This is a genomic window from Pseudomonas sp. 300, assembly GCF_055803035.1.
Map to the genome: position 1 here is coordinate 408,997 of NZ_JAVLRV010000003.1, position 19,024 is coordinate 428,020.

Below are 19,024 nucleotides of genomic sequence, written 5' to 3' on the forward strand. Positions count from 1 at the left end.
GCACAGTTTTAGATAAATACCGGAACGATATATAACCTACCGGTATTTATAAAATTCTATAAATACCGATCGGCTATATATGGAGTTATAACGATCAAGAGCGCGGCTCAAGAGCGCGGCGCGTACGCAAACACATCCGCACGCATCTGATGAGCATCCATCCCGGCGTCAACCAGAGCATCCAGCGTGCCATAGACCATGGCAGGAGAACCGCTGGCATAGACATGCAGCGCTTTGAGGTCCGAAAAATCCTCGCACACCGCCTCATGCAACATCCCGCAACGCCCCGGCCAGCCACATTGATCGCTGACGACTTTATGCAAGAACAGATTGGGCAGTTTCAGCCACTCGTCCCAATGCTCGATTTCATAAAAGTCTTCGGGACGACGTACGCCCCAATACAGATGTACCGGATGCTTGAAGCCGGAGGCTCGGCAATGTTCGATCAGGCTGTGGATCTGCCCCATGCCCGTACCCGCAGCGATCAGCACCAACGGCCCGTCCGGCAATTCCGCCAGGTGGGTATCACCGAAGGGCATTTCGATCCGCACCAGCGGATTGCGTTGCAGTTGCTCGATCAGGCTCAGCGCACTGCTTTCGCGCGCCAGTACGTGAATTTGCAGGTCACGCCCCGCATGCGGTGCAGAGGCCAGGGAAAATGCGGATTTCTCGCCGTTCTCCCGCTCGATCATCAAATACTGACCGGCGTGATAACGCGGGGGTTTGCCGGCCGGCGTGCGCAGGCTCACACGCCAGGTATCGCCGCCGACATCCTTGCATTCAATGACCTGACACGAAACGCTGCGCACCGGCAATTCTCCCAGCGCGAGCACGCCATCCCACAGCACGATGCAGTCTTCCAGCGGCTCTGCTATGCAAGTGTAGAACTCGCCATGGTCGCGCACACCACCTGCCTGCTCGACTCGCCCTTCCACCAGCAGCGCGGCGCACACATGGCAGTTGCCATTACGACAGCTTTGCGGGCATTCATAGCCCAGACGGCGTGCGCCATCGAGAATCCGCTCGCCGGGCAGAATCTCAAGCACTGCTCCGGAGGGCTGCAAGGTTACACGCATCAATCTATTCCTAACTGATTCCAGATGGCATCGATCCGTTGGGTCACGGCATCATCCTTGACGATTACCCGGCCCCACTCGCGCGTGGTTTCGCCGGGCCATTTATGCGTGGCATCGAGTCCCATTTTCGACCCCAGGCCGGATACCGGCGAGGCGAAATCGAGGTAGTCGATCGGCGTGTTGTCGATCATCACCGTGTCGCGCTTGGGGTCCATGCGCGTAGTGATGGCCCAGATCACGTCGTTCCAGTCCCGTGCGTTGATATCGTCGTCAGTGACGATAACGAACTTGGTATACATGAACTGTCGCAAAAACGACCAGACACCGAGCATTACCCGCTTGGCATGGCCGGGATACGACTTCTTCATGGTCACGATGGCCATGCGGTACGAGCAACCTTCCGGCGGCAGGTAGAAGTCGGTGATCTCCGGGAACTGCTTCTGCAGGATCGGCACGAACACTTCGTTCAGCGCGACGCCGAGAATCGCCGGCTCATCCGGCGGACGACCGGTGTAGGTGCTGTGGTAGATCGGCTTGATCCGGTGGGTAATGCGCTCGACGGTGAACACCGGGAAGCTGTCGACTTCGTTGTAATAACCGGTGTGGTCGCCGTACGGGCCTTCGTCGGCCATTTCGCCCGGATGGATCACGCCTTCAAGGATGATCTCGGCGGTGGCCGGGACTTGCAGGTCATTGCCGCGGCACTTCACCAGTTCGGTGCGGTTACCGCGTAGAAGACCGGCAAAGGCGTATTCGGAGAGGCTGTCCGGCACTGGCGTCACGGCACCGAGGATGGTCGCCGGGTCAGCACCGAGCGCCACGGAGACCGGGAACGGCTGGCCCGGATGCTTCTCGCACCACTCGCGGTAATCCAGCGCGCCGCCACGGTGGCTCAGCCAGCGCATGATGACCTTGTTGCGGCCGATCACTTGCTGACGGTAGATGCCGAGGTTCTGACGATCCTTGTTCGGACCTTTGGTGACGGTCAGGCCCCAGGTGATCAGCGGGCCGACGTCGCCGGGCCAGCAGGTCTGCACCGGCAGCATCGCGAGGTCGACGTCATCGCCTTCGATGACCACTTCCTGGCACACCGCGTCTTTGACCACTTTAGGTGCCATGGCAATGATCTTGCGGAAGATCGGCAGCTTCGACCAGGCGTCCTTCAAGCCTTTCGGCGGCTCGGGCTCCTTGAGGAACGCCAGCAGCTTGCCGATCTCGCGCAGTTCGCTCACCGCTTCGGCGCCCATGCCCATGGCCACCCGCTCGGGGGTCCCGAACAGGTTGCCCAGAACCGGGATGTCGTAGCCGGTGGGGTTCTCGAACAACAGTGCCGGGCCTTTGGCCCGTAGCGTGCGGTCGCAGACTTCCGTCATCTCCAGCACTGGAGAGACGGGAATCTGGATGCGTTTCAACTCTCCGCGCTGCTCAAGTTGCTGCACGAAATCCCGAAGGTCCTTGAATTTCATTGAAGATGCCACCCCGAAAATAGGCGTACATCCTACCTGCTCTGGCGTTAAAACAGCACGGTCAATTGTGATTTGCGCCCAGCAGCATCGGCGTAAACAGCGGGCTCAGCCAGGCGCTGCCAGTGTCCGAGAGATGATCCTCATCCTTGTACTTCGAATGGCCGTTGACTTCGATGCTGCAGACCTCGTCCGCACACATCAGCGGCGTTGGATCAATGACATGCACGCCCGGGTCGGCGGCGCTCATCGAATCGAACAAGCCGCTGAGAAAATGCTGGCGAGCCAGGTGCTCATCGAGCGGCCGCCCCAGCCCCTCGGCCGAACGCCCGATCCGGGCGAGACTCGTCAGCCGGCTGATTGCACCCTTGCGCTGCAGCGGCACTTCCTTGAACAGCCAGACTTGCGCCCCCGTAGCCCTGATCGCCGCCACCCGTGCTTCGATCGCCGAGGCCATGCGCGCCTCAGACTGAGCCGTATTGTCGCGGGCGTTGAGCAAGACTTTTTTGTCGCCGTCTTCACGACCGTAAACGTAAAGACTCCAGTTGGAGGCCAGCACCACGTCCTTGATCTGCAACCGACGAACCTGCTCCATGGTCTGTTCGTTGAAGTCCTTGCAGCGTTGGCGCGGGTCATCGCTGAGGATCGGCGGACAGGCGCTCATGCTGTAAAGCCACACCGGGCGGCCCTCGCGCCTGGCGCCACTTTCAATGGCCGGCATCAAAGCCGCGGCATGGCTATCGCCCCAGACCAATCGGGTCGCAGGGACCTCTTGGTTGCCACCAAGCAGACAGGCCTTGTCGAGCTTCTTGTCCTTGGTCACCAGCATGCATTTCATCTGCCCGGCGCGCCATTCCCTGGCCTGCGCATACTCCAGCGCTTTGCCGGTCAGACGCTGAGGAAAGCCCTCCTGAGAACGCACGACGGAGCCCGTCACCGCGAGGACAGCCATCGCCATCAAGCCGCCGACCAGCACGTGCTTGCGTCCGGCCAGCAGGCGTTTTTCACGGAACGGCAATTCGACGAAGCGCCAGCTCAACCAGGCCAGGCCCAGCGCCAGCAGAATCCAGCCGACCGCCTCCCAACGCTGAACGCCGTCGATCGAAATGGCATTGGCATAGACAAAGACCGGCCAGTGCCACAGATAAAAAGAATAGGAGAGTAAGCCGATCCAGACAAAAACACGCGCACTCAACAGCTGGCCGGCCCAGGTAGAACCCTGTCCGCCCGACCAGATCAGCGCCGTGGCACCGAGTACCGGCAACAACGCTGCCCAGCCTGGAAACACCGTCCCCCGGTCAAACGTGAACACCGCCAGTAGAACAGCCGCCAACCCGGCAGCACCGACAGACTGAGCGAGCCAGGGTCGAACAGCGTGTTTGCGCGCAGGCAGCACCGCGAGCATTGCGCCGCATAACAGCTCCCAGGCACGCGTCGGCAGCGAAAAGAAAGTGAAGTCGGGTTTACGATCGATATAAGCGATGTTCAGTCCGAAAGAGATCAACAGCACCGCAAACAGCATCCAGCGCCAATGGCGAACATGGCGCATCAACACCACCATCAACAGTGGAAAGAAGATGTAGTACTGCTCTTCAACGGCCAGCGACCAGGTATGAAGCAACGGTTTCAAATCCGACGCCGGCTGGAAGTAACCGTCTTCGCGCATGAACAGAATGTTTGAAATGAACAGCGACTGATAACGAACCGTCCTTCCCAGCTCGGAGAAGTCCTTGGCCGTCAGCAATAACCAGCCCAGTGCCAACGTGACCAATAGCACCACGCTCAGTGCCGGAAGGATGCGTCGTGCACGGCGCGCCCAGAAATCGACGAAGCTGAAACGCTGCGCGCTGATCTCGCGGAACAGGATGCTGGTAATCAGGAACCCGGAAATGACAAAGAAAACATCAACACCGACGAAGCCACCGCTAAACGTACTGAAACCAAAGTGAAAGAGCACGACCGGAATGACGGCCAAAGCCCGCAAGCCGTCAATGTCACGGCGACTGCCAAATGTATGCATAACGTCCCTTGTCGTATCCGATACAAAAACGATCAGAAAGGGACATCGTGGCGGCATGAAAGTTATCAATCAAGACACAAATCTCACGCACAAAAAAAAGCGCCCTGTTCGGGGCGCTTTTTTTGCAGCGGACTGCGTGTTACTTGCGTTTCATCGACAGGAAGAACTCATCGTTGGTCTTGGTCGTTTTCAGCTTGTCGACCAGGAACTCGATGGCAGCGATCTCGTCCATCGGGTGCAGCAGCTTGCGCAGGATCCACATGCGCTGCAACTCGTCGTCGGCGGTCAGCAACTCTTCGCGGCGGGTGCCGGAACGGTTGATGTTGATGGCCGGGAAGACGCGTTTTTCAGCGATACGGCGATCCAGCGGCAGTTCCATGTTGCCCGTGCCTTTGAATTCTTCGTAGATCACTTCGTCCATCTTCGAGCCGGTTTCAACCAGCGCGGTGGCGATGATGGTCAGCGAACCGCCTTCTTCGATGTTCCGCGCGGCGCCGAAGAAACGTTTCGGTTTCTCCAGGGCGTGGGCATCGACACCACCGGTGAGCACTTTGCCGGAGCTCGGGATCACGGTGTTGTAGGCGCGAGCCAGACGGGTGATGGAGTCCAGCAGGATCACCACGTCTTTCTTGTGCTCGACCAGGCGCTTGGCCTTCTCGATCACCATCTCGGCAACCTGCACGTGGCGGGTTGGCGGCTCGTCGAACGTCGAGGCAACCACTTCGCCGCGCACGGTGCGCTGCATTTCGGTCACTTCTTCCGGACGTTCGTCGATCAGCAACACGATCAGGTGAACTTCAGGGTTGTTACGTGCGATGTTCGCCGCGATGTTCTGCAACATGATCGTTTTACCGGCTTTCGGCGGTGCAACGATCAGACCGCGCTGGCCTTTGCCGATCGGGGCGCACAGGTCGATGACACGACCGGTCAAGTCTTCGGTGGAACCGTTGCCGGCTTCCATCTTCATGCGCACGGTCGGGAACAGCGGGGTCAGGTTCTCGAAGAGAATCTTGTTTTTCGCGTTCTCGGGACGATCGTAGTTGATCGTGTCGACCTTGAGCAGCGCGAAATAACGCTCGCCTTCCTTCGGAGGGCGGATCTTGCCAACGATGGTGTCACCGGTGCGCAAGTTGAAACGGCGGATCTGGCTCGGCGAGACGTAGATATCGTCCGGGCCGGCGAGATAGGAAGCGTCAGCGGAGCGCAGGAAGCCGAAGCCGTCCTGGAGAATCTCCAGCACGCCATCACCGGAGATTTCCTCGCCGCTTTTAGCGTGCTTTTTGAGCAGGGAGAAAATCACGTCCTGCTTGCGCGAACGGGCCATATTTTCTATGCCCATTTGTTCGGCCAATTCGAGCAGTTCGGTAATCGGCTTTTGCTTGAGTTCAGTCAGATTCATATAGGAATGACGTAATCATTTATGGAGGGGGGGAAATTAAGCTTTTGGCTTAATGAGGCCGCGCCGCAGAGAAGGCGACAGGATCGCGTACTTATTCGAAAAGGAGTGCGTCGGCGACGGCTAGCAGGGGGCAGTGGAGAAACCAGTGCGGGGCCGAATGTAACACCTGAATTTCGGAGCGTCTAGCCCTCAATAACGAAAAAGCCCCGCAATATGCGGGGCCTTTTTTCGGACACTTTACTGCGACGCTTAGATGTTGGCGTCGAGGAAAGCAGCCAGTTGCGACTTCGACAGTGCGCCGACCTTGGTCGCTTCAACGTTGCCGTTCTTGAACAGCATCAGGGTCGGGATACCACGCACGCCATGCTTGGCCGGGGTTTCCTGGTTTTCGTCGATGTTCAGTTTGGCAACGGTCAGCTTGCCTTTGTAGGTTTCAGCAATTTCGTCCAGAACAGGAGCGATCATTTTACAAGGGCCGCACCATTCAGCCCAGTAGTCGACCAGTACAGCGCCTTCGGCCTTGAGTACGTCGGCCTCGAAGCTAGCGTCGCTAACGTGTTTGATAAGATCGCTGCTCATGGAAGTCTCCAGGTTGTAAGCAAAAAAACGTGGCCCATCATAGCCGCCCTTCCCTCGTTCAGGAAGGTGCAGATGATTGAGTCTCGCTATGGTGGTACATGAGTTTGGGTATAGCTCAAGTCAGGATGTGGCGGGAGCGACGAAGGCAATTCCGGTACGCAGGGCGGCGTTGCGCACATGTTCGTGCATCGCCTTCTGCGCCGCGCCGGACGAGCGCCGGGCCAGTGCACGGAGGATTTTGCGGTGTTCGTGCCAGGTTTCCATGGCCCGTTCGGCCCGGATGAACGGTAGCTTCTGGCTCTCCAGAAAAATGTCGGCACTGGCCGTCAGGATGCTCAGCATCGCCTGATTACCGCTGGCCAGCAGGATGCGCCGGTGAAACTCGAAGTCCAGGCGCGCCGCCGCCTCGAAGTCGCCAACCTTCAACTCATTACGCATGGCGGCGACATTATCCTCCAGCGTATCGAGGTCATCGGTGCTCAACGTCACGGCGGCCAGCCCGGCGGCAAAACCTTCCAGGGCATAGCGCAACTGGAAAATATCCAGCGGCGACGCCTGTGCCGCGAATGGCCAGCTCAATGACGCATCGGCGCGCGGCAGGTCTACCGGCGCCTGCACGAAAACGCCTTTGCCTGGTTGAATGCTGATCACGCCCAATGCACTCAGCGACGACAACGCCTCCCGCAACGACGCTCGACTGACCCCCAATTGCACCGCCAGATCCCGTTGCGAAGGCAAGGCATCCCCCGGCCCGAAACCGTGTTCGGCGATCAATTTGCGGATGGCTTGCAGTGCCACTTCAGGTACAGCTCGGGAAATCGAATTCATGGTTTTCGGACGAACCAGGCAAATGAGCGGTTAGTTTTAAAGCTATTCGCGGCGCCCGGCAAGTCGTGCCCCACCGGGGTTCGGTGATTGGCGAGGATGCGCTATGGGAGTGCAAAACGCCGCTCGACTGTTCAGACCAGTAAGACCGAGAAACACCAGCAAATCCGCGGCTTCGCGCCCGTAAAACCGATGTTGGCATGGCCCGTGCTCTGTCGATCCGCAGAAATCATTCCTCGCCGATCCGGAGATTTGCCATGACCCAGCGTTACAGCGCCCTCCTCGCCGCCCTGTTTGCCAGCCTGTTGCTGAGCCAGGCGCCCGCCCACGCCGACGGTCTGGAGGATGTGGTCAAACGCGGCGTCCTCAAGGTTGCCGTGCCTCAAGACTTTCCGCCGTTCGGCTCGGTCGGCCCGGACATGAAACCCCGCGGCCTCGATATCGACACCGCCAAACTGCTGGCCGACCAGCTCAAGGTCAAACTCGAGCTGACGCCCGTCAACAGCACCAACCGTATCCCGTTCCTGACCACCGGCAAGGTGGATCTGGTGATTTCCAGCCTCGGCAAGAACCCCGAGCGCGAGAAGGTCATCGATTTCTCCAGCGCCTACGCGCCTTTCTACCTCGCGGTGTTCGGCCCGCCGGATGCCGCCATCAAAGGCCTGGACGACCTCAAGGGCAAAACCATCAGCGTCACTCGCGGTGCCATCGAAGACATCGAACTGACCAAAGTCGCCCCCGAAGGCGTAACCATCAAGCGCTTCGAAGACAACAACTCGACCATCGCCGCCTACCTCGCCGGCCAGGTCGACCTGATTGCCAGTGGCAACGTGGTAATGATCGCGATCAGCGAGAAAAACCCGAAACGCGTACCGGCGCTGAAAGTGAAGCTCAAGGACTCGCCGGTCTACGTCGGCGTGAACAAGAACGAGCCGGCGTTGCTGGGCAAGGTCAACCAGATCCTCGCCACCGCCAAGACTGACGGTGCACTGGAAAAAAACTCACAGACCTGGCTGAAAGAGCCGCTGCCGGCCGATCTCTGATCGTCGCTCGGGAGATTTGATATGGCCTATCAGTTCGACTTTCTGCCGGTGGTGCAAAACACCGACCTGCTGCTGCGCGGTGCGCTGTTCACCCTTGAACTGACGGCCATCGGCGCAGTGCTCGGCGTCGGTCTGGGCATCATCGGTGCGCTGGTGCGGGCGTGGAACATCCGCCCGTTCTCGGCGATCTTCGGGGTTTACGTCGAGTTGATCCGCAACACGCCGTTTCTGGTGCAGCTGTTTTTCATCTTCTTCGGTTTGCCGTCGCTGGGCCTGCAGATCTCTGAATGGCAGGCGGCGGTGCTGGCGATGGTGATCAACCTCGGCGCTTATTCCACCGAGATCATCCGCGCCGGCATTCAAGCGATTCCGCGAGGACAGCTGGAAGCCGCAGCGGCGCTGGCGATGACCCGGTTCGAAGCCTTCCGCCACGTGGTGCTGCTGCCAGCGCTGGGCAAGGTGTGGCCGGCGCTGAGCAGCCAGATCATCATCGTCATGCTCGGCTCGGCAGTCTGTTCGCAAATCGCCACCGAAGAGCTGAGCTTTGCTGCCAACTTCATTCAGTCGCGCAACTTCCGCGCCTTCGAAACCTACGCCCTGACCACGTTGCTCTATCTGTGCATGGCTTTATTGATCCGTCAGTTGCTGAACTGGATCGGCCGTCGATACATAGCGAGGAGCGGCCAATGAGCGATTTCACCTTTTGGGACATCGTGCGCAACTTGCTCACGGGGCTGCAATGGACGCTGGCGCTGTCGCTGGTGGCGTTTATCGGCGGCGGGTTGATCGGTTTGTTGATCATGGTCATGCGCATTTCGAAAAAAGCCCTGCCGCGCAACGTTGCACGCACCTACATCGAGCTGTTCCAGGGCACGCCGCTGCTGATGCAGCTGTTCCTGGTGTTCTTCGGGGTGGCGCTGGCCGGGGTGGAAATCTCCGCGTGGATGGCTGCGGCGATTGCCCTGACCCTGTTTACCAGCGCTTACCTGGCCGAGATCTGGCGCGGTTGCGTCGATTCGATCCCCAACGGCCAGTGGGAAGCCTCATCGAGTCTGGCGCTCAATCCACTCGAGCAACTGCGCTACGTGATCCTGCCGCAAGCGCTGCGCATCGCCGTGGCGCCGACCGTGGGGTTCTCGGTGCAAGTGGTCAAAGGCACCGCTGTGACCTCGATCATCGGCTTCACCGAATTGACCAAGACCGGCGGGATGCTCGCCAACGCGACCTTCGAACCGTTCATGGTCTACGGCCTCGTCGCCCTCGGTTACTTCCTGCTCTGCTACCCCTTGTCCCTCAGTGCGCGCTACCTGGAAAGGAGACTGCATGCCTCTGCTTAGAATTTCCGCCCTGCATAAATATTACGGCGATCACCATGTGCTCAAAGGCATCGACCTGAGCGTCGAGGAAGGCCAGGTGGTGGCGATCATCGGCCGCAGCGGCTCGGGCAAATCGACCTTGCTGCGCACGTTGAATGGCCTGGAGTCGATCAACGACGGCGTGATTGAAGTCGACGGCGAATACCTCGATGCCGCCCGCGCCGATCTGCGCAGCCTGCGACAGAAGGTCGGGATGGTGTTTCAGCAGTTCAACCTGTTCCCGCACCTGACGGTGGGCGAGAACGTCATGCTCGCGCCCCAGGTGGTGCAGAAAGTGCCCAAGGCCAGAGCCAAGGAGCTGGCGCGGGAGATGCTGGAACGGGTCGGGCTCGGGGAGAAGTTTGATGCCTTCCCGGACCGGCTGTCCGGCGGGCAACAACAGCGCGTGGCGATTGCCCGTGCGCTGGCGATGTCACCCAAGGTCTTGCTATGCGATGAGATCACTTCGGCGCTGGACCCGGAACTGGTCAATGAGGTGCTGAGCGTGGTTCGGCAACTGGCCAAGGAGGGCATGACGCTGATTATGGTCACCCATGAAATGCGTTTCGCCCGCGAGGTTGGGGATAAGTTGGTGTTCATGCATCTGGGGAAGGTGCATGAGGTGGGGGATCCGAAGATTTTGTTCGCGAATCCTCGGACGGCGGAGCTGGCAAACTTTATCGGGACGGTGGAAGCGACAGCCTGAAAGAACCTCAGTGTCTTTAATGCCCTCATCGCTAGCAGGCTAGCTCCCACAGGGATATGCATTCCAATGTGGGAGCTAGCCTGCTAGCGATTGACCGCGCAGCGGTCACTGGCATTACTGCGCAGGATCAAGGGTTTGAACACTGCGCGTTGGCGTCAGCGTTTGATCGTGGCACGATGTCTGGGTTATCGACCGAGACCCCCTGACCATGCCGCAATCCCAAGCCAAGAATCTGTCCCTGATCGCCGCAATCGACCTGGGCTCCAACAGCTTTCACATGGTCGTGGCCAAGGCCCAGAACGGCGAAATCCGTATTCTCGAGCGTCTCGGGGAGAAGGTTCAGCTGGCCGCGGGCATCGACGAAGAGCGCAAGCTCAGCGAAGAATCCATGCAGCGCGGGCTCGATTGCCTCAAGCGCTTCGCCCAACTGATCAACGGTATGCCCACGGGCGCCGTGCGGATCGTCGGCACCAACGCCCTGCGTGAAGCCCGTAACCGCAACGAATTCATCCACCGCGCCGAAGAAATCCTCGGCCACCCGGTGGAAGTCATCTCCGGCCGTGAAGAAGCGCGCCTGATCTACCTCGGCGTGTCCCACACCCTCGCCGATACGCCGGGCAAGCGCCTGGTGGCCGACATCGGCGGCGGCAGTACCGAATTCATTATCGGCCAGCGCTTTGAGCCGCTGCTGCGTGAAAGTCTGCAAATGGGCTGCGTCAGCTACACCCAGCGCTATTTCAAGGACGGCAAGATCACCCCGGCCCGCTACGCCCAGGCGTACACGGCGGCGCGGCTGGAGATCATGAGCATCGAACACGCCCTGCATCGCCTGACCTGGGATGAAGCCATCGGCTCTTCGGGCACCATTCGCGCCATCGGCCTGGCGCTGAAGGCCGGCGGCCACGGCACGGGGGAGGTCAACGCCGAGGGCGTGGCCTGGCTCAAGCGCAAGCTGATCAAACTTGGTGACGTCGAGAAAATCGATTTCGAAGGCATCAAGCCTGACCGCCGGGCAATCTTCCCGGCGGGCCTGGCGATTCTCGAAGCAATCTTCGATGCCCTCGAACTGCAACGCATGGATCACTGTGAAGGCGCTCTGCGCGAAGGCGTGCTCTATGACCTGTTGGGCCGTCATCATCATGAAGACGTCCGGGAGCGCACGCTCAGCTCGCTGATGGAGCGCTACCACGTCGACCTGGAACAAGCGGCACGGGTCGAGCGCAAAGCGCTGCATGCCTTCGATCAGGTGGCGGCGGACTGGGATCTGGATGACGGCGTCTGGCGCGAGTTGCTGGGCTGGGCCGCCAAGGTCCATGAAGTGGGCCTGGACATCGCTCACTATCAGTACCACAAACACGGTTCCTACCTGATCGAGCATTCGGACCTGGCCGGGTTCTCTCGCGAAGACCAATTGATGCTCGCGCTGCTGGTGCGTGGCCACCGTCGCAATATTCCCAAGGACCGGTTTGCCGATTTTGGCGACGACGGCATCAAGCTGATTCGCCTGTGCGTGCTGCTGCGCTTTGCGATCCTGTTCCATCACATCCGCGGCACCCAGGAAATGCCTCAGGTGGTGTTGCACGCCAATGGCCACAGCCTGGATGTGCAGTTCCCGGAAAACTGGCTGGACGAAAACCAGCTGACCCAAGCTGACTTCGCGCTCGAAGCGGAATGGCTGACGCGGGTTGGTTTCGTGCTCAGCGTTCGATAAACCACCGATAACCGCTCGGAAAACACGGTCCTGTTGGAGCCGGTTTGCCGGCGACAGGATCTGAGCCTTGCGGTGATTGCACGATCGTCATCGCTGGCAGGCCAGCTCCCACAGTGACCTGCAAGGGATAGTGGAAACAAAAATGGCGATCCGCAGGGATCGCCATTTTTTATGCCGCGTGTGGGCTAACGCACAGCCAGAATCGGGCTGCCCAACCGCTCCAGCAACGTCGCCTGCGCACTGCGCGGGTTCTGGTTGCCGGTCGGTGTGTTGCGGATGTAACGACCGTCTGCCTGCAAGCTCCAGCTGTGAGTGTTATCGGTGAGATACAGCTCCAGCTCTTTCTTGACCCGCATGATCAGCTTCTTGCCTTCCACCGGGAAGCAAGTCTCGACGCGTTTGTCGAGGTTGCGCTCCATCCAGTCGGCACTGGAGAGGTACATCTGCTCTTCGCCGCCATTGAGGAAGTAGAAGACTCGGGTATGTTCCAGGAAGCGACCGATGATCGAACGCACGTGGATGTTGTGCGAAACCCCGGCGATGCCCGGACGCAGGCAGCACATGCCGCGCACTACCAGATCAATACGCACGCCGGACTGGCTGGCCTTGTACAGCGCGCGGATGATCTTCGGATCGGTCAGCGAGTTGAACTTGGCAATGATGTGCGCCGGTTTGCCGTCGAGGGCGAACTGCGTTTCGCGGGCAATCATGTCGAGCATGCCCTTTTTCAACGTGAACGGCGCGTGCAGCAGCTTCTTCATGCGCAGGGTCTTGCCCATGCCGATCAGCTGGCTGAACAGTTTGCCGACGTCTTCGCACAAGGCGTCGTCCGAGGTCAGCAAGCTGTAGTCGGTGTACAAACGGGCGTTGGCGGCGTGGTAGTTGCCGGTCCCCAAGTGGGCGTAACGCACAATCTCACCGGCCTCGCGGCGCAGAATCAGCATCATCTTGGCGTGGGTCTTGAAGCCGACCACGCCGTAAATCACCACCGCACCGGCCGCTTGCAGACGACTGGCCAGTTGCAGGTTGGACTCTTCGTCGAACCGCGCACGCAATTCGATCACCGCCGTGACTTCCTTGCCGTTACGCGCCGCATCCACCAGCGCATCAACGATTTCCGAGTTGGCGCCGGAGCGGTACAGCGTCTGACGGACCGCCAATACATGCGGGTCCTTGGCAGCCTGGCGCAGCAGATCGACCACCGGCGTAAACGATTCGAATGGGTGCAGCAGCAGAATGTCCTGCTTGCTGATCACGCTGAAAATGTTTTCGCTGTTCTGCAGCAGTTTCGGGATCTGCGGGGTGAACGGCAGGTATTGCAGCTCGCGCTGACTGTCGAGGCCGGTGATGCTGAACAGACGGGTCAGGTTGACCGGACCGTTGACCTGATACAACTCGGTCTCGTGCAGGTTGAACTGCTTGAGCAAGTAGTCGGACAGGTGTTTAGGGCAGGTGTCGGCCACTTCCAGACGCACCGCGTCACCGTAGCGACGGGAGAACAACTCGCCGCGCAGAGCGCGGGCCAGGTCTTCCACATCTTCGGTGTCGACCGCGAGGTCGGCGTTACGGGTCAGGCGGAACTGGTAGCAGCCCTTGACCTTCATGCCCTGGAACAAGTCATCGGCGTGCGCGTGGATCATCGACGACAGGAAGACATAGTTGTCGCCAGGGCCACCGACTTCTTCCGGAACCTTAATGACGCGCGGCAACAGACGCGGCGCCGGGATGATCGCCAGACCGGAATCGCGACCGAAGGCGTCGATGCCTTCGAGCTCGACGATGAAGTTCAGGCTCTTGTTTACCAGCAACGGGAACGGGTGCGTCGGGTCGAGGCCGATCGGGGTGATGATCGGCGCGATCTCGTCGCGGAAATAACGGCGAACCCAAGTCTTGAGCTTGGTGGTCCAGTAACGGCGACGGATGAAGCGGACCTGATGCTTCTCCAGTTCCGGCAACAGAATGTCGTTGAGGATCGCGTACTGGCGGTCTACGTAACCGTGCACCAGCTCGCTGATCCGGGCCAGGGCCTGGTGCGGTTGCAGACCATCGGCGCCGGCCTGTTCACGGGCGAAGGTGATCTGCTTCTTGAGGCCGGCCACACGAATTTCGAAGAACTCATCCAGGTTGCTGGAAAAAATCAGCAGGAACTTCAGCCGCTCCAGCAACGGGTAGGACTCGTCCAGCGCCTGTTCCAGCACCCGGATATTGAACTGCAGTTGCGAGAGTTCGCGATGAATGTACAGGCTGCTGTCATCCAGGCCCGGAACCACAATCGCTGGCGCCGCCGGCGCAGTTTCGACCACCACCGCGGGTGGAGCAGGCTCCAGCACCGGCGGGGTTTCAGCGATCTGCTCCACCACAGGTTGAGCCTCTTGTACTGCAACTTCAGTGAGTCCTTCGGTATTCATCGAATGTTCCTGGGAGGGCTATTTTTGCTCTCGTAACAGTTGAGCAGCACGAACGGCAAAGTAAGTCAGGATGCCATCAGCGCCTGCACGTTTAAAAGCGGTCAGGGATTCGAGGATAACCCCTTCGCTCAACCAGCCATTCTGGATCGCCGCCATGTGCATGGCGTATTCACCGCTGACCTGATAAACAAAGGTCGGCACTTTGAATTCTTCCTTGACCCGGTAAAGGATGTCCAGGTACGGCATGCCTGGCTTGACCATGACCATGTCCGCGCCTTCTGACAAGTCCGCCGCCACTTCGTGCAGGGCTTCATTGCCGTTGGCCGGGTCCATCTGATAGGAGGCCTTGTTGGCCTTGCCCAGGTTCAGCGCCGAACCGACCGCATCGCGGAACGGGCCGTAATAGGCGCTGGCGTACTTCGCCGAATAGGCCATGATCCGCACGTTGACGTGATCGGCCAGTTCAAGGGCTTCGCGGATCGCCTGGATGCGACCGTCCATCATGTCCGACGGGGCCACCACCTGAGCGCCGGCTTCGGCGTAGGACAGAGCCTGTTTGACCAGCGCATCGACAGTGATGTCATTCTGCACATAGCCTTCTTCGTCGAGGATACCGTCCTGACCGTGGGTGGTGAACGGGTCCAGCGCAACGTCGGTGATCACACCCAGCTCAGGGAACTGCGCTCGCAGGGCGCGGGTGGCGCGCTGGGCAATGCCGTTCGGGTTCCACGCTTCGGCGGCGTCCAGCGACTTGAGCTCGGATGGCGTGACCGGGAACAGCGCCACGGCCGGAATCCCCAGCTCGACCCACTTAGCCGCTTCTTCCAGCAACAGGTCGATGGTCAAGCGTTCGACACCCGGCATCGACGCCACCGCTTCACGACGGTTTTCACCGTCCAGCACGAACACCGGCAGGATCAGGTCATCGACAGTCAGGACGTTTTCACGAACCAGTCGACGCGAGAAATCATCACGGCGGTTGCGACGCAGGCGGGTGGCTGGAAACAAACGATTGGCGGGGGTAAAGCTCACGGCAGACTCCTGAGCCCGCGCTGACGGGCGAGCGTGACAGTTATAAGCGGCCATTATGACGGACAGATGACAGTCGTGCTTAGCCCTGTGACACGTAGCCGCATTCCATTGTCCGTGTAGGAAATGTTCACGTCGAGACACATTTGGACACTTTCATGAATGTGCACGAAGGCGTAGGCTGCGCGTTCATTTCGCCAGCACCCAGACAATGCTCCAACAATTTCTGCATGACTTCGGCTACTTTGCCCTTTTTCTCGGCACGTTCTTCGAAGGCGAAACCATCTTGGTACTCGCAGGCTTCCTCGCGTTCCGTGGATACATGGACATCAACGTGGTGGTGGTCGTGGCGTTTTTCGGCAGCTATGCCGGCGACCAGCTGTGGTATTTCCTGGGGCGCAAGCACGGCCGCAAGTTGCTGGCGCGCAAACCCCGCTGGCAGATGATGGGCGACCGGGCACTGGAACACATTCGCAGGCACCCGGACATCTGGGTGCTGAGCTTCCGCTTTGTCTACGGTTTGCGCACGGTGATGCCAGTGGCGATCGGCCTGTCAGGCTACCCGCCGGGACGTTACTTGCTGCTGAACGGGATTGGTGCCGCGATCTGGGCAAGCGCCCTGGCCGCAGCGGCCTATCACTTCGGCGCGGTGCTCGAAGGCATGCTGGGCAGCGTCAAGAAGTACGAGCTATGGGTGCTGGGCGCCCTGCTGGTGCTGGGCGTCGTACTGTGGCTGCGCCGGCGCTTCAAGAATGCGCGCCTGGCGAAGCAGGTCTACGCCGACGAGCAGGCCTTGAAGGCGGAGCAGGCCAAGGCTGCCGAAGTCAAGACGCCAAACGAGTGAAACGGTTTCTGCAACAGTAGAGACCGATTCCGCTGAGCAGGCTGTAACTCAGCAGGCCGACCCAGCCCACCGCGCTGGCCGGCCACAGCCCGACCATCGGCGCGAGCCACACCAGCGGCACGTTCGATGCCAGCCGCAGCAACTCCAGCTTCAACGCCCACGGGCGATTCTCCAGGGCCACGCCCAACGTAAACAACCCCAACGCCACCGCACTCCAGCCGAGCACCAACGCAGGGGTCGGCAGATGCGGCTCGAAATTCATCAAGTAACTGCCCAGCGCGATATAGGCGCAGAACTGCAACAGGACGTAAATCTGCTGGCGCCCGTCCAGCGGCACCTCGAATTTGCGGAACTGGCTCAGCTCCGGCTTGTTCATCGGGTACTTGGCCGCCACATCCGCCGGCCGCCAACCGGTGCGCATAAACCAGATCCGCAGCTTGTCCCAGTTGCTTTCAGCCCGCCGCGCGTCATCCCAGAGCTGCGCGTAAAACTGCACGTTTGCCCACAACGGATTCCAACTCGCCAGTGGCGTGGTCACGCCGAAAATCACCGGCTCGTTGTCGTCCTCTTCCTGGAACGAGCCAAATAGACGGTCCCAAATAATGAACACCCCGCCGTAGTTGCGATCCATGTAGAGAGCGTTCTGTGCATGGTGGGCCCGATGATTGGATGGCGTAACGAAGAACCACTCGAACCAGCCGAGCTTGGGAATGTGCCGGGTATGCACCCAGAATTGATACAGCAAGTTAAGCGCGGCGACACTGACAAACACCAGCAGCGGCACGCCAAGCACAGCCATTGGCAGGTAGAAAATCCAGCTCAGCAGGAACCCGGTGCTGGTCTGGCGCAACGCCGTGGAGAGGTTGTAGTCCTCGCTCTGGTGATGCACCGAATGCGCCGCCCAGAGGATGTTGCGTTCGTGGCCCATGCGATGCAGCCAGTAGTAGCAGAAGTCGTAGAGAACGAAGGCGAACACCCAGACCCAGACGCTGTTGGCCGCGAGTTCGAACAGTGCCAGATGCTTGAGGGCAAAGGCATAGGTCACCAGCCCCACGCCTTTGGTCAGCAGGCCGGTGGTGGTGGACAACACCCCGGTGCTGATGCTGTTGATCGCGTCGGCCACCCGATAATTGCTCACCCCGCGCCAACGGTCGGCCAGCAGTTCGACGGCAATCAGCACAAAGAAAAACGGCACCGCATACAGAATGAAGTCCATGACGCGCCCCGGTCGGAATCTTGAGGACAGATGCTAGGTGTAGCCGCGAATTAACCCTATGGCAACGAGTGACAAATTAGTGGACATTTAACGCCATGAATCTGGAGAAAAGCCCATGAGCAAAAAAATTGCAGTGATCCTTTCCGGCTGTGGCGTCTACGACGGCGCCGAGATCCACGAGAGCGTGATTACCTTGCTGCGACTCGATCAGCGTGGCGCGCAGGTGCAGTGTTTTGCGCCAAACATCGCGCAGTTGCACGTGATCAACCACCTGACCGGCGAAGAAATGCCCGAGTCACGCAATGTACTGGTGGAATCGGCGCGGATTGCCCGGGGCAACATCAAGGATCTGCGTGAGGCTGACGTCGAGGATTTCGACGCGCTGATCGTGCCCGGTGGTTTTGGCGCGGCCAAGAACCTGTCGAACTTCGCCATCGAAGGCGCTGGCTGCACCGTGCAGCCCGATGTGCTCGCCCTGACCGAAGCGTTTGCCGAAGCGGGAAAACCGGTCGGGCTGATCTGCATCTCGCCGGCATTGGCTGCAAAGATTTATGGTCCGGGCGTGACCTGCACCATCGGCAACGACACAGACACCGCCGCAGCGATGAACAAGATGGGCGCCACTCACACGGATTGCGCAGTCACTGACATCGTTGAAGACAGAGCCCGCAAACTGGTGAGCACTCCGGCTTACATGCTGGCACAGAGCATCAGCGAAGCCGCGTCCGGCATCAACAAACTGGTCGATCGCGTGCTCGAACTGACCCACGAAAACGACGCCTGACACAGTCAAAATGTGGGAGCGAGCTTGCTCGCGATTGCGGTCTATCCATCGACATAAATGTTGAATGTGCCGGCCCCATCGCGAGCAAGCTCGCTCCCACAGGGCTCAGCGTCGTGCTCAGGCTTTGCGTGATAGCCGCGTAAGAATCCGGTCCAGCGCATTGGCAAACGCCTGCTTCTCACGCTCGCCAAACGGGGCCGGGCCGCCGCTCATCTGCCCCTGTTCACGCAAATCGGCGAACAGGTTGCGCACCGCCAGCCGATCGCCCATGTTCTGCGCGTCGAACTCCTTGCCCCTCGGGTCCAGCGCTGCAACGCCTTTCTTCACCAGCCGGTCGGCCAGTGGCAGGTCGCTGCAGATCACCAGTTCACCGGGCACCGCGTGCTCGACCAGATAATCGTCCGCCGCGTCCGGGCCACTCGGCACCACGATCAGCTTCACCAGCGCCAGCCCAGGCTTGATCTGCGGCTGCCCCGCCACCAACACCACTTCGAACTGGCGCTTGAGGGCAAACTTCACCACCAGATCCTTGGCTGCCCGAGGGCAGGCGTCGGCATCGATCCAAA

The 19,024-nt window shown here is 59.9% G+C and carries 17 protein-coding genes; 7 read left to right on the forward strand and 10 right to left on the reverse strand.

The window, feature by feature from the left end; translation table 11 throughout:
- Window positions 1-107: 107 nt before the first annotated feature.
- From Q7W83_RS27260 to Q7W83_RS27285, 6 genes are all read right to left on the reverse strand, one after another.
- Complete coding sequence (locus tag Q7W83_RS27260) at window positions 108-1,076, reverse strand: CDP-6-deoxy-delta-3,4-glucoseen reductase (protein WP_150632089.1); 969 nt, start codon at window positions 1,074-1,076, stop codon at window positions 108-110.
- Window positions 1,076-2,542 carry a 4-hydroxy-3-polyprenylbenzoate decarboxylase gene (gene ubiD / locus Q7W83_RS27265; RefSeq protein ID WP_007942423.1) on the reverse strand — a complete coding sequence of 489 codons (1,467 nt, stop codon included), beginning with the start codon at window positions 2,540-2,542 and terminating at the stop codon, window positions 1,076-1,078. The genes Q7W83_RS27260 and ubiD overlap by 1 nt, the downstream gene beginning before the upstream one ends.
- Window positions 2,543-2,603: 61 nt before the next feature.
- Window positions 2,604-4,559, reverse strand: a complete 1,956-nt coding sequence (locus tag Q7W83_RS27270) for an acyltransferase family protein (RefSeq protein ID WP_473658097.1) — start codon at window positions 4,557-4,559, stop codon at window positions 2,604-2,606.
- A gap of 139 nt (window positions 4,560-4,698) precedes the next feature.
- Window positions 4,699-5,958 carry a transcription termination factor Rho gene (rho, locus tag Q7W83_RS27275; protein WP_007942421.1) on the reverse strand — a complete coding sequence of 420 codons (1,260 nt, stop codon included), beginning with the start codon at window positions 5,956-5,958 and terminating at the stop codon, window positions 4,699-4,701.
- 249 nt (window positions 5,959-6,207) lie between these two features.
- Window positions 6,208-6,537, reverse strand: coding sequence for a thioredoxin TrxA (gene trxA, locus Q7W83_RS27280; protein WP_003206727.1), 330 nt, complete (start codon window positions 6,535-6,537; stop codon window positions 6,208-6,210).
- Between the two features lie 120 nt (window positions 6,538-6,657).
- Window positions 6,658-7,365 (reverse strand): FadR/GntR family transcriptional regulator, encoded by a 708-nt coding sequence (locus tag Q7W83_RS27285; RefSeq protein WP_150632087.1) that lies wholly within the window; start codon window positions 7,363-7,365, stop codon window positions 6,658-6,660.
- Window positions 7,366-7,619: 254 nt separating this feature from the next.
- Between Q7W83_RS27285 and Q7W83_RS27290 the strand changes: the two genes are divergently transcribed.
- The 5 genes from Q7W83_RS27290 to ppx all read left to right on the forward strand — a co-directional run bounded on the left by Q7W83_RS27290 (window position 7,620) and on the right by ppx (window position 12,177).
- Entirely contained in the window at window positions 7,620-8,405 is a 786-nt protein-coding gene (locus tag Q7W83_RS27290; RefSeq protein WP_150632086.1) for a transporter substrate-binding domain-containing protein, read from the forward strand.
- Window positions 8,406-8,426: 21 nt separating this feature from the next.
- On the forward strand, window positions 8,427-9,095 hold the full coding sequence (locus tag Q7W83_RS27295; RefSeq protein ID WP_150638093.1) for an amino acid ABC transporter permease: 669 nt from the start codon (window positions 8,427-8,429) through the stop codon (window positions 9,093-9,095).
- Complete coding sequence (locus Q7W83_RS27300) at window positions 9,092-9,742, forward strand: amino acid ABC transporter permease (RefSeq protein WP_150638095.1); 651 nt, start codon at window positions 9,092-9,094, stop codon at window positions 9,740-9,742. Before Q7W83_RS27295 ends, Q7W83_RS27300 begins: the two co-directional genes overlap by 4 nt.
- Window positions 9,729-10,466, forward strand: coding sequence for an amino acid ABC transporter ATP-binding protein (locus Q7W83_RS27305; RefSeq protein WP_150638097.1), 738 nt, complete (start codon window positions 9,729-9,731; stop codon window positions 10,464-10,466). The genes Q7W83_RS27300 and Q7W83_RS27305 overlap by 14 nt, the downstream gene beginning before the upstream one ends.
- A gap of 208 nt (window positions 10,467-10,674) precedes the next feature.
- The gene (ppx, locus tag Q7W83_RS27310; protein ID WP_150632082.1) at window positions 10,675-12,177 is read left to right on the forward strand and encodes an exopolyphosphatase; all 1,503 of its coding nucleotides are present in this window, start codon (window positions 10,675-10,677) and stop codon (window positions 12,175-12,177) included.
- A 185-nt stretch (window positions 12,178-12,362) separates the two neighbouring features.
- On the opposite strand, the gene ppk1 is transcribed toward ppx, so the two are convergent.
- Window positions 12,363-14,585 (reverse strand): polyphosphate kinase 1, encoded by a 2,223-nt coding sequence (gene ppk1, locus Q7W83_RS27315; RefSeq protein ID WP_150632081.1) that lies wholly within the window; start codon window positions 14,583-14,585, stop codon window positions 12,363-12,365.
- Window positions 14,586-14,603: 18 nt separating this feature from the next.
- Window positions 14,604-15,617 (reverse strand): porphobilinogen synthase, encoded by a 1,014-nt coding sequence (gene hemB, locus Q7W83_RS27320; RefSeq protein WP_473658105.1) that lies wholly within the window; start codon window positions 15,615-15,617, stop codon window positions 14,604-14,606.
- A 208-nt stretch (window positions 15,618-15,825) separates the two neighbouring features.
- On the opposite strand from hemB, the gene Q7W83_RS27325 reads away from it, so the two are divergent.
- Window positions 15,826-16,458: a DedA family protein gene (locus Q7W83_RS27325; protein WP_150632079.1), complete on the forward strand. Its 633-nt coding sequence runs from the start codon at window positions 15,826-15,828 to the stop codon at window positions 16,456-16,458.
- On the opposite strand, the gene Q7W83_RS27330 is transcribed toward Q7W83_RS27325, so the two are convergent.
- Window positions 16,439-17,674: a sterol desaturase family protein gene (locus tag Q7W83_RS27330; RefSeq protein WP_150638099.1), complete on the reverse strand. Its 1,236-nt coding sequence runs from the start codon at window positions 17,672-17,674 to the stop codon at window positions 16,439-16,441. The genes Q7W83_RS27325 and Q7W83_RS27330 overlap by 20 nt on opposite strands.
- Before the next feature lie 115 nt (window positions 17,675-17,789).
- On the opposite strand from Q7W83_RS27330, the gene elbB reads away from it, so the two are divergent.
- Window positions 17,790-18,458 carry an isoprenoid biosynthesis glyoxalase ElbB gene (gene elbB, locus Q7W83_RS27335; protein ID WP_150632077.1) on the forward strand — a complete coding sequence of 223 codons (669 nt, stop codon included), beginning with the start codon at window positions 17,790-17,792 and terminating at the stop codon, window positions 18,456-18,458.
- 117 nt (window positions 18,459-18,575) lie between these two features.
- On the opposite strand, the gene Q7W83_RS27340 is transcribed toward elbB, so the two are convergent.
- Window positions 18,576-19,024: YaiI/YqxD family protein (locus Q7W83_RS27340; RefSeq protein ID WP_473658107.1), on the reverse strand; the 449-nt coding region annotated here is incomplete at its 5' end.

Bases quoted from the DNA above. Each gene is read 5' to 3' on its own strand.
- Q7W83_RS27305 (WP_150638097.1), top strand. From the start codon at position 9,729: ATGCCTCTGCTTAGAATTTCCGCCCTGCATAAATATTACGGCGATCAC.
- Q7W83_RS27330 (WP_150638099.1), bottom strand. From the start codon at position 17,674: ATGGACTTCATTCTGTATGCGGTGCCGTTTTTCTTTGTGCTGATTGCC.
- Q7W83_RS27270 (WP_473658097.1), bottom strand. From the start codon at position 4,559: ATGCATACATTTGGCAGTCGCCGTGACATTGACGGCTTGCGGGCTTTG.
- trxA (WP_003206727.1), bottom strand. From the start codon at position 6,537: ATGAGCAGCGATCTTATCAAACACGTTAGCGACGCTAGCTTCGAGGCC.
- Q7W83_RS27295 (WP_150638093.1), top strand. From the start codon at position 8,427: ATGGCCTATCAGTTCGACTTTCTGCCGGTGGTGCAAAACACCGACCTG.
- Q7W83_RS27285 (WP_150632087.1), bottom strand. From the start codon at position 7,365: ATGAATTCGATTTCCCGAGCTGTACCTGAAGTGGCACTGCAAGCCATC.
- rho (WP_007942421.1), bottom strand. From the start codon at position 5,958: ATGAATCTGACTGAACTCAAGCAAAAGCCGATTACCGAACTGCTCGAA.
- ppk1 (WP_150632081.1), bottom strand. From the start codon at position 14,585: ATGAATACCGAAGGACTCACTGAAGTTGCAGTACAAGAGGCTCAACCT.
- ubiD (WP_007942423.1), bottom strand. From the start codon at position 2,542: ATGAAATTCAAGGACCTTCGGGATTTCGTGCAGCAACTTGAGCAGCGC.
- Q7W83_RS27290 (WP_150632086.1), top strand. From the start codon at position 7,620: ATGACCCAGCGTTACAGCGCCCTCCTCGCCGCCCTGTTTGCCAGCCTG.
- Q7W83_RS27300 (WP_150638095.1), top strand. From the start codon at position 9,092: ATGAGCGATTTCACCTTTTGGGACATCGTGCGCAACTTGCTCACGGGG.
- elbB (WP_150632077.1), top strand. From the start codon at position 17,790: ATGAGCAAAAAAATTGCAGTGATCCTTTCCGGCTGTGGCGTCTACGAC.
- ppx (WP_150632082.1), top strand. From the start codon at position 10,675: ATGCCGCAATCCCAAGCCAAGAATCTGTCCCTGATCGCCGCAATCGAC.
- Q7W83_RS27260 (WP_150632089.1), bottom strand. From the start codon at position 1,076: ATGCGTGTAACCTTGCAGCCCTCCGGAGCAGTGCTTGAGATTCTGCCC.
- Q7W83_RS27325 (WP_150632079.1), top strand. From the start codon at position 15,826: ATGCTCCAACAATTTCTGCATGACTTCGGCTACTTTGCCCTTTTTCTC.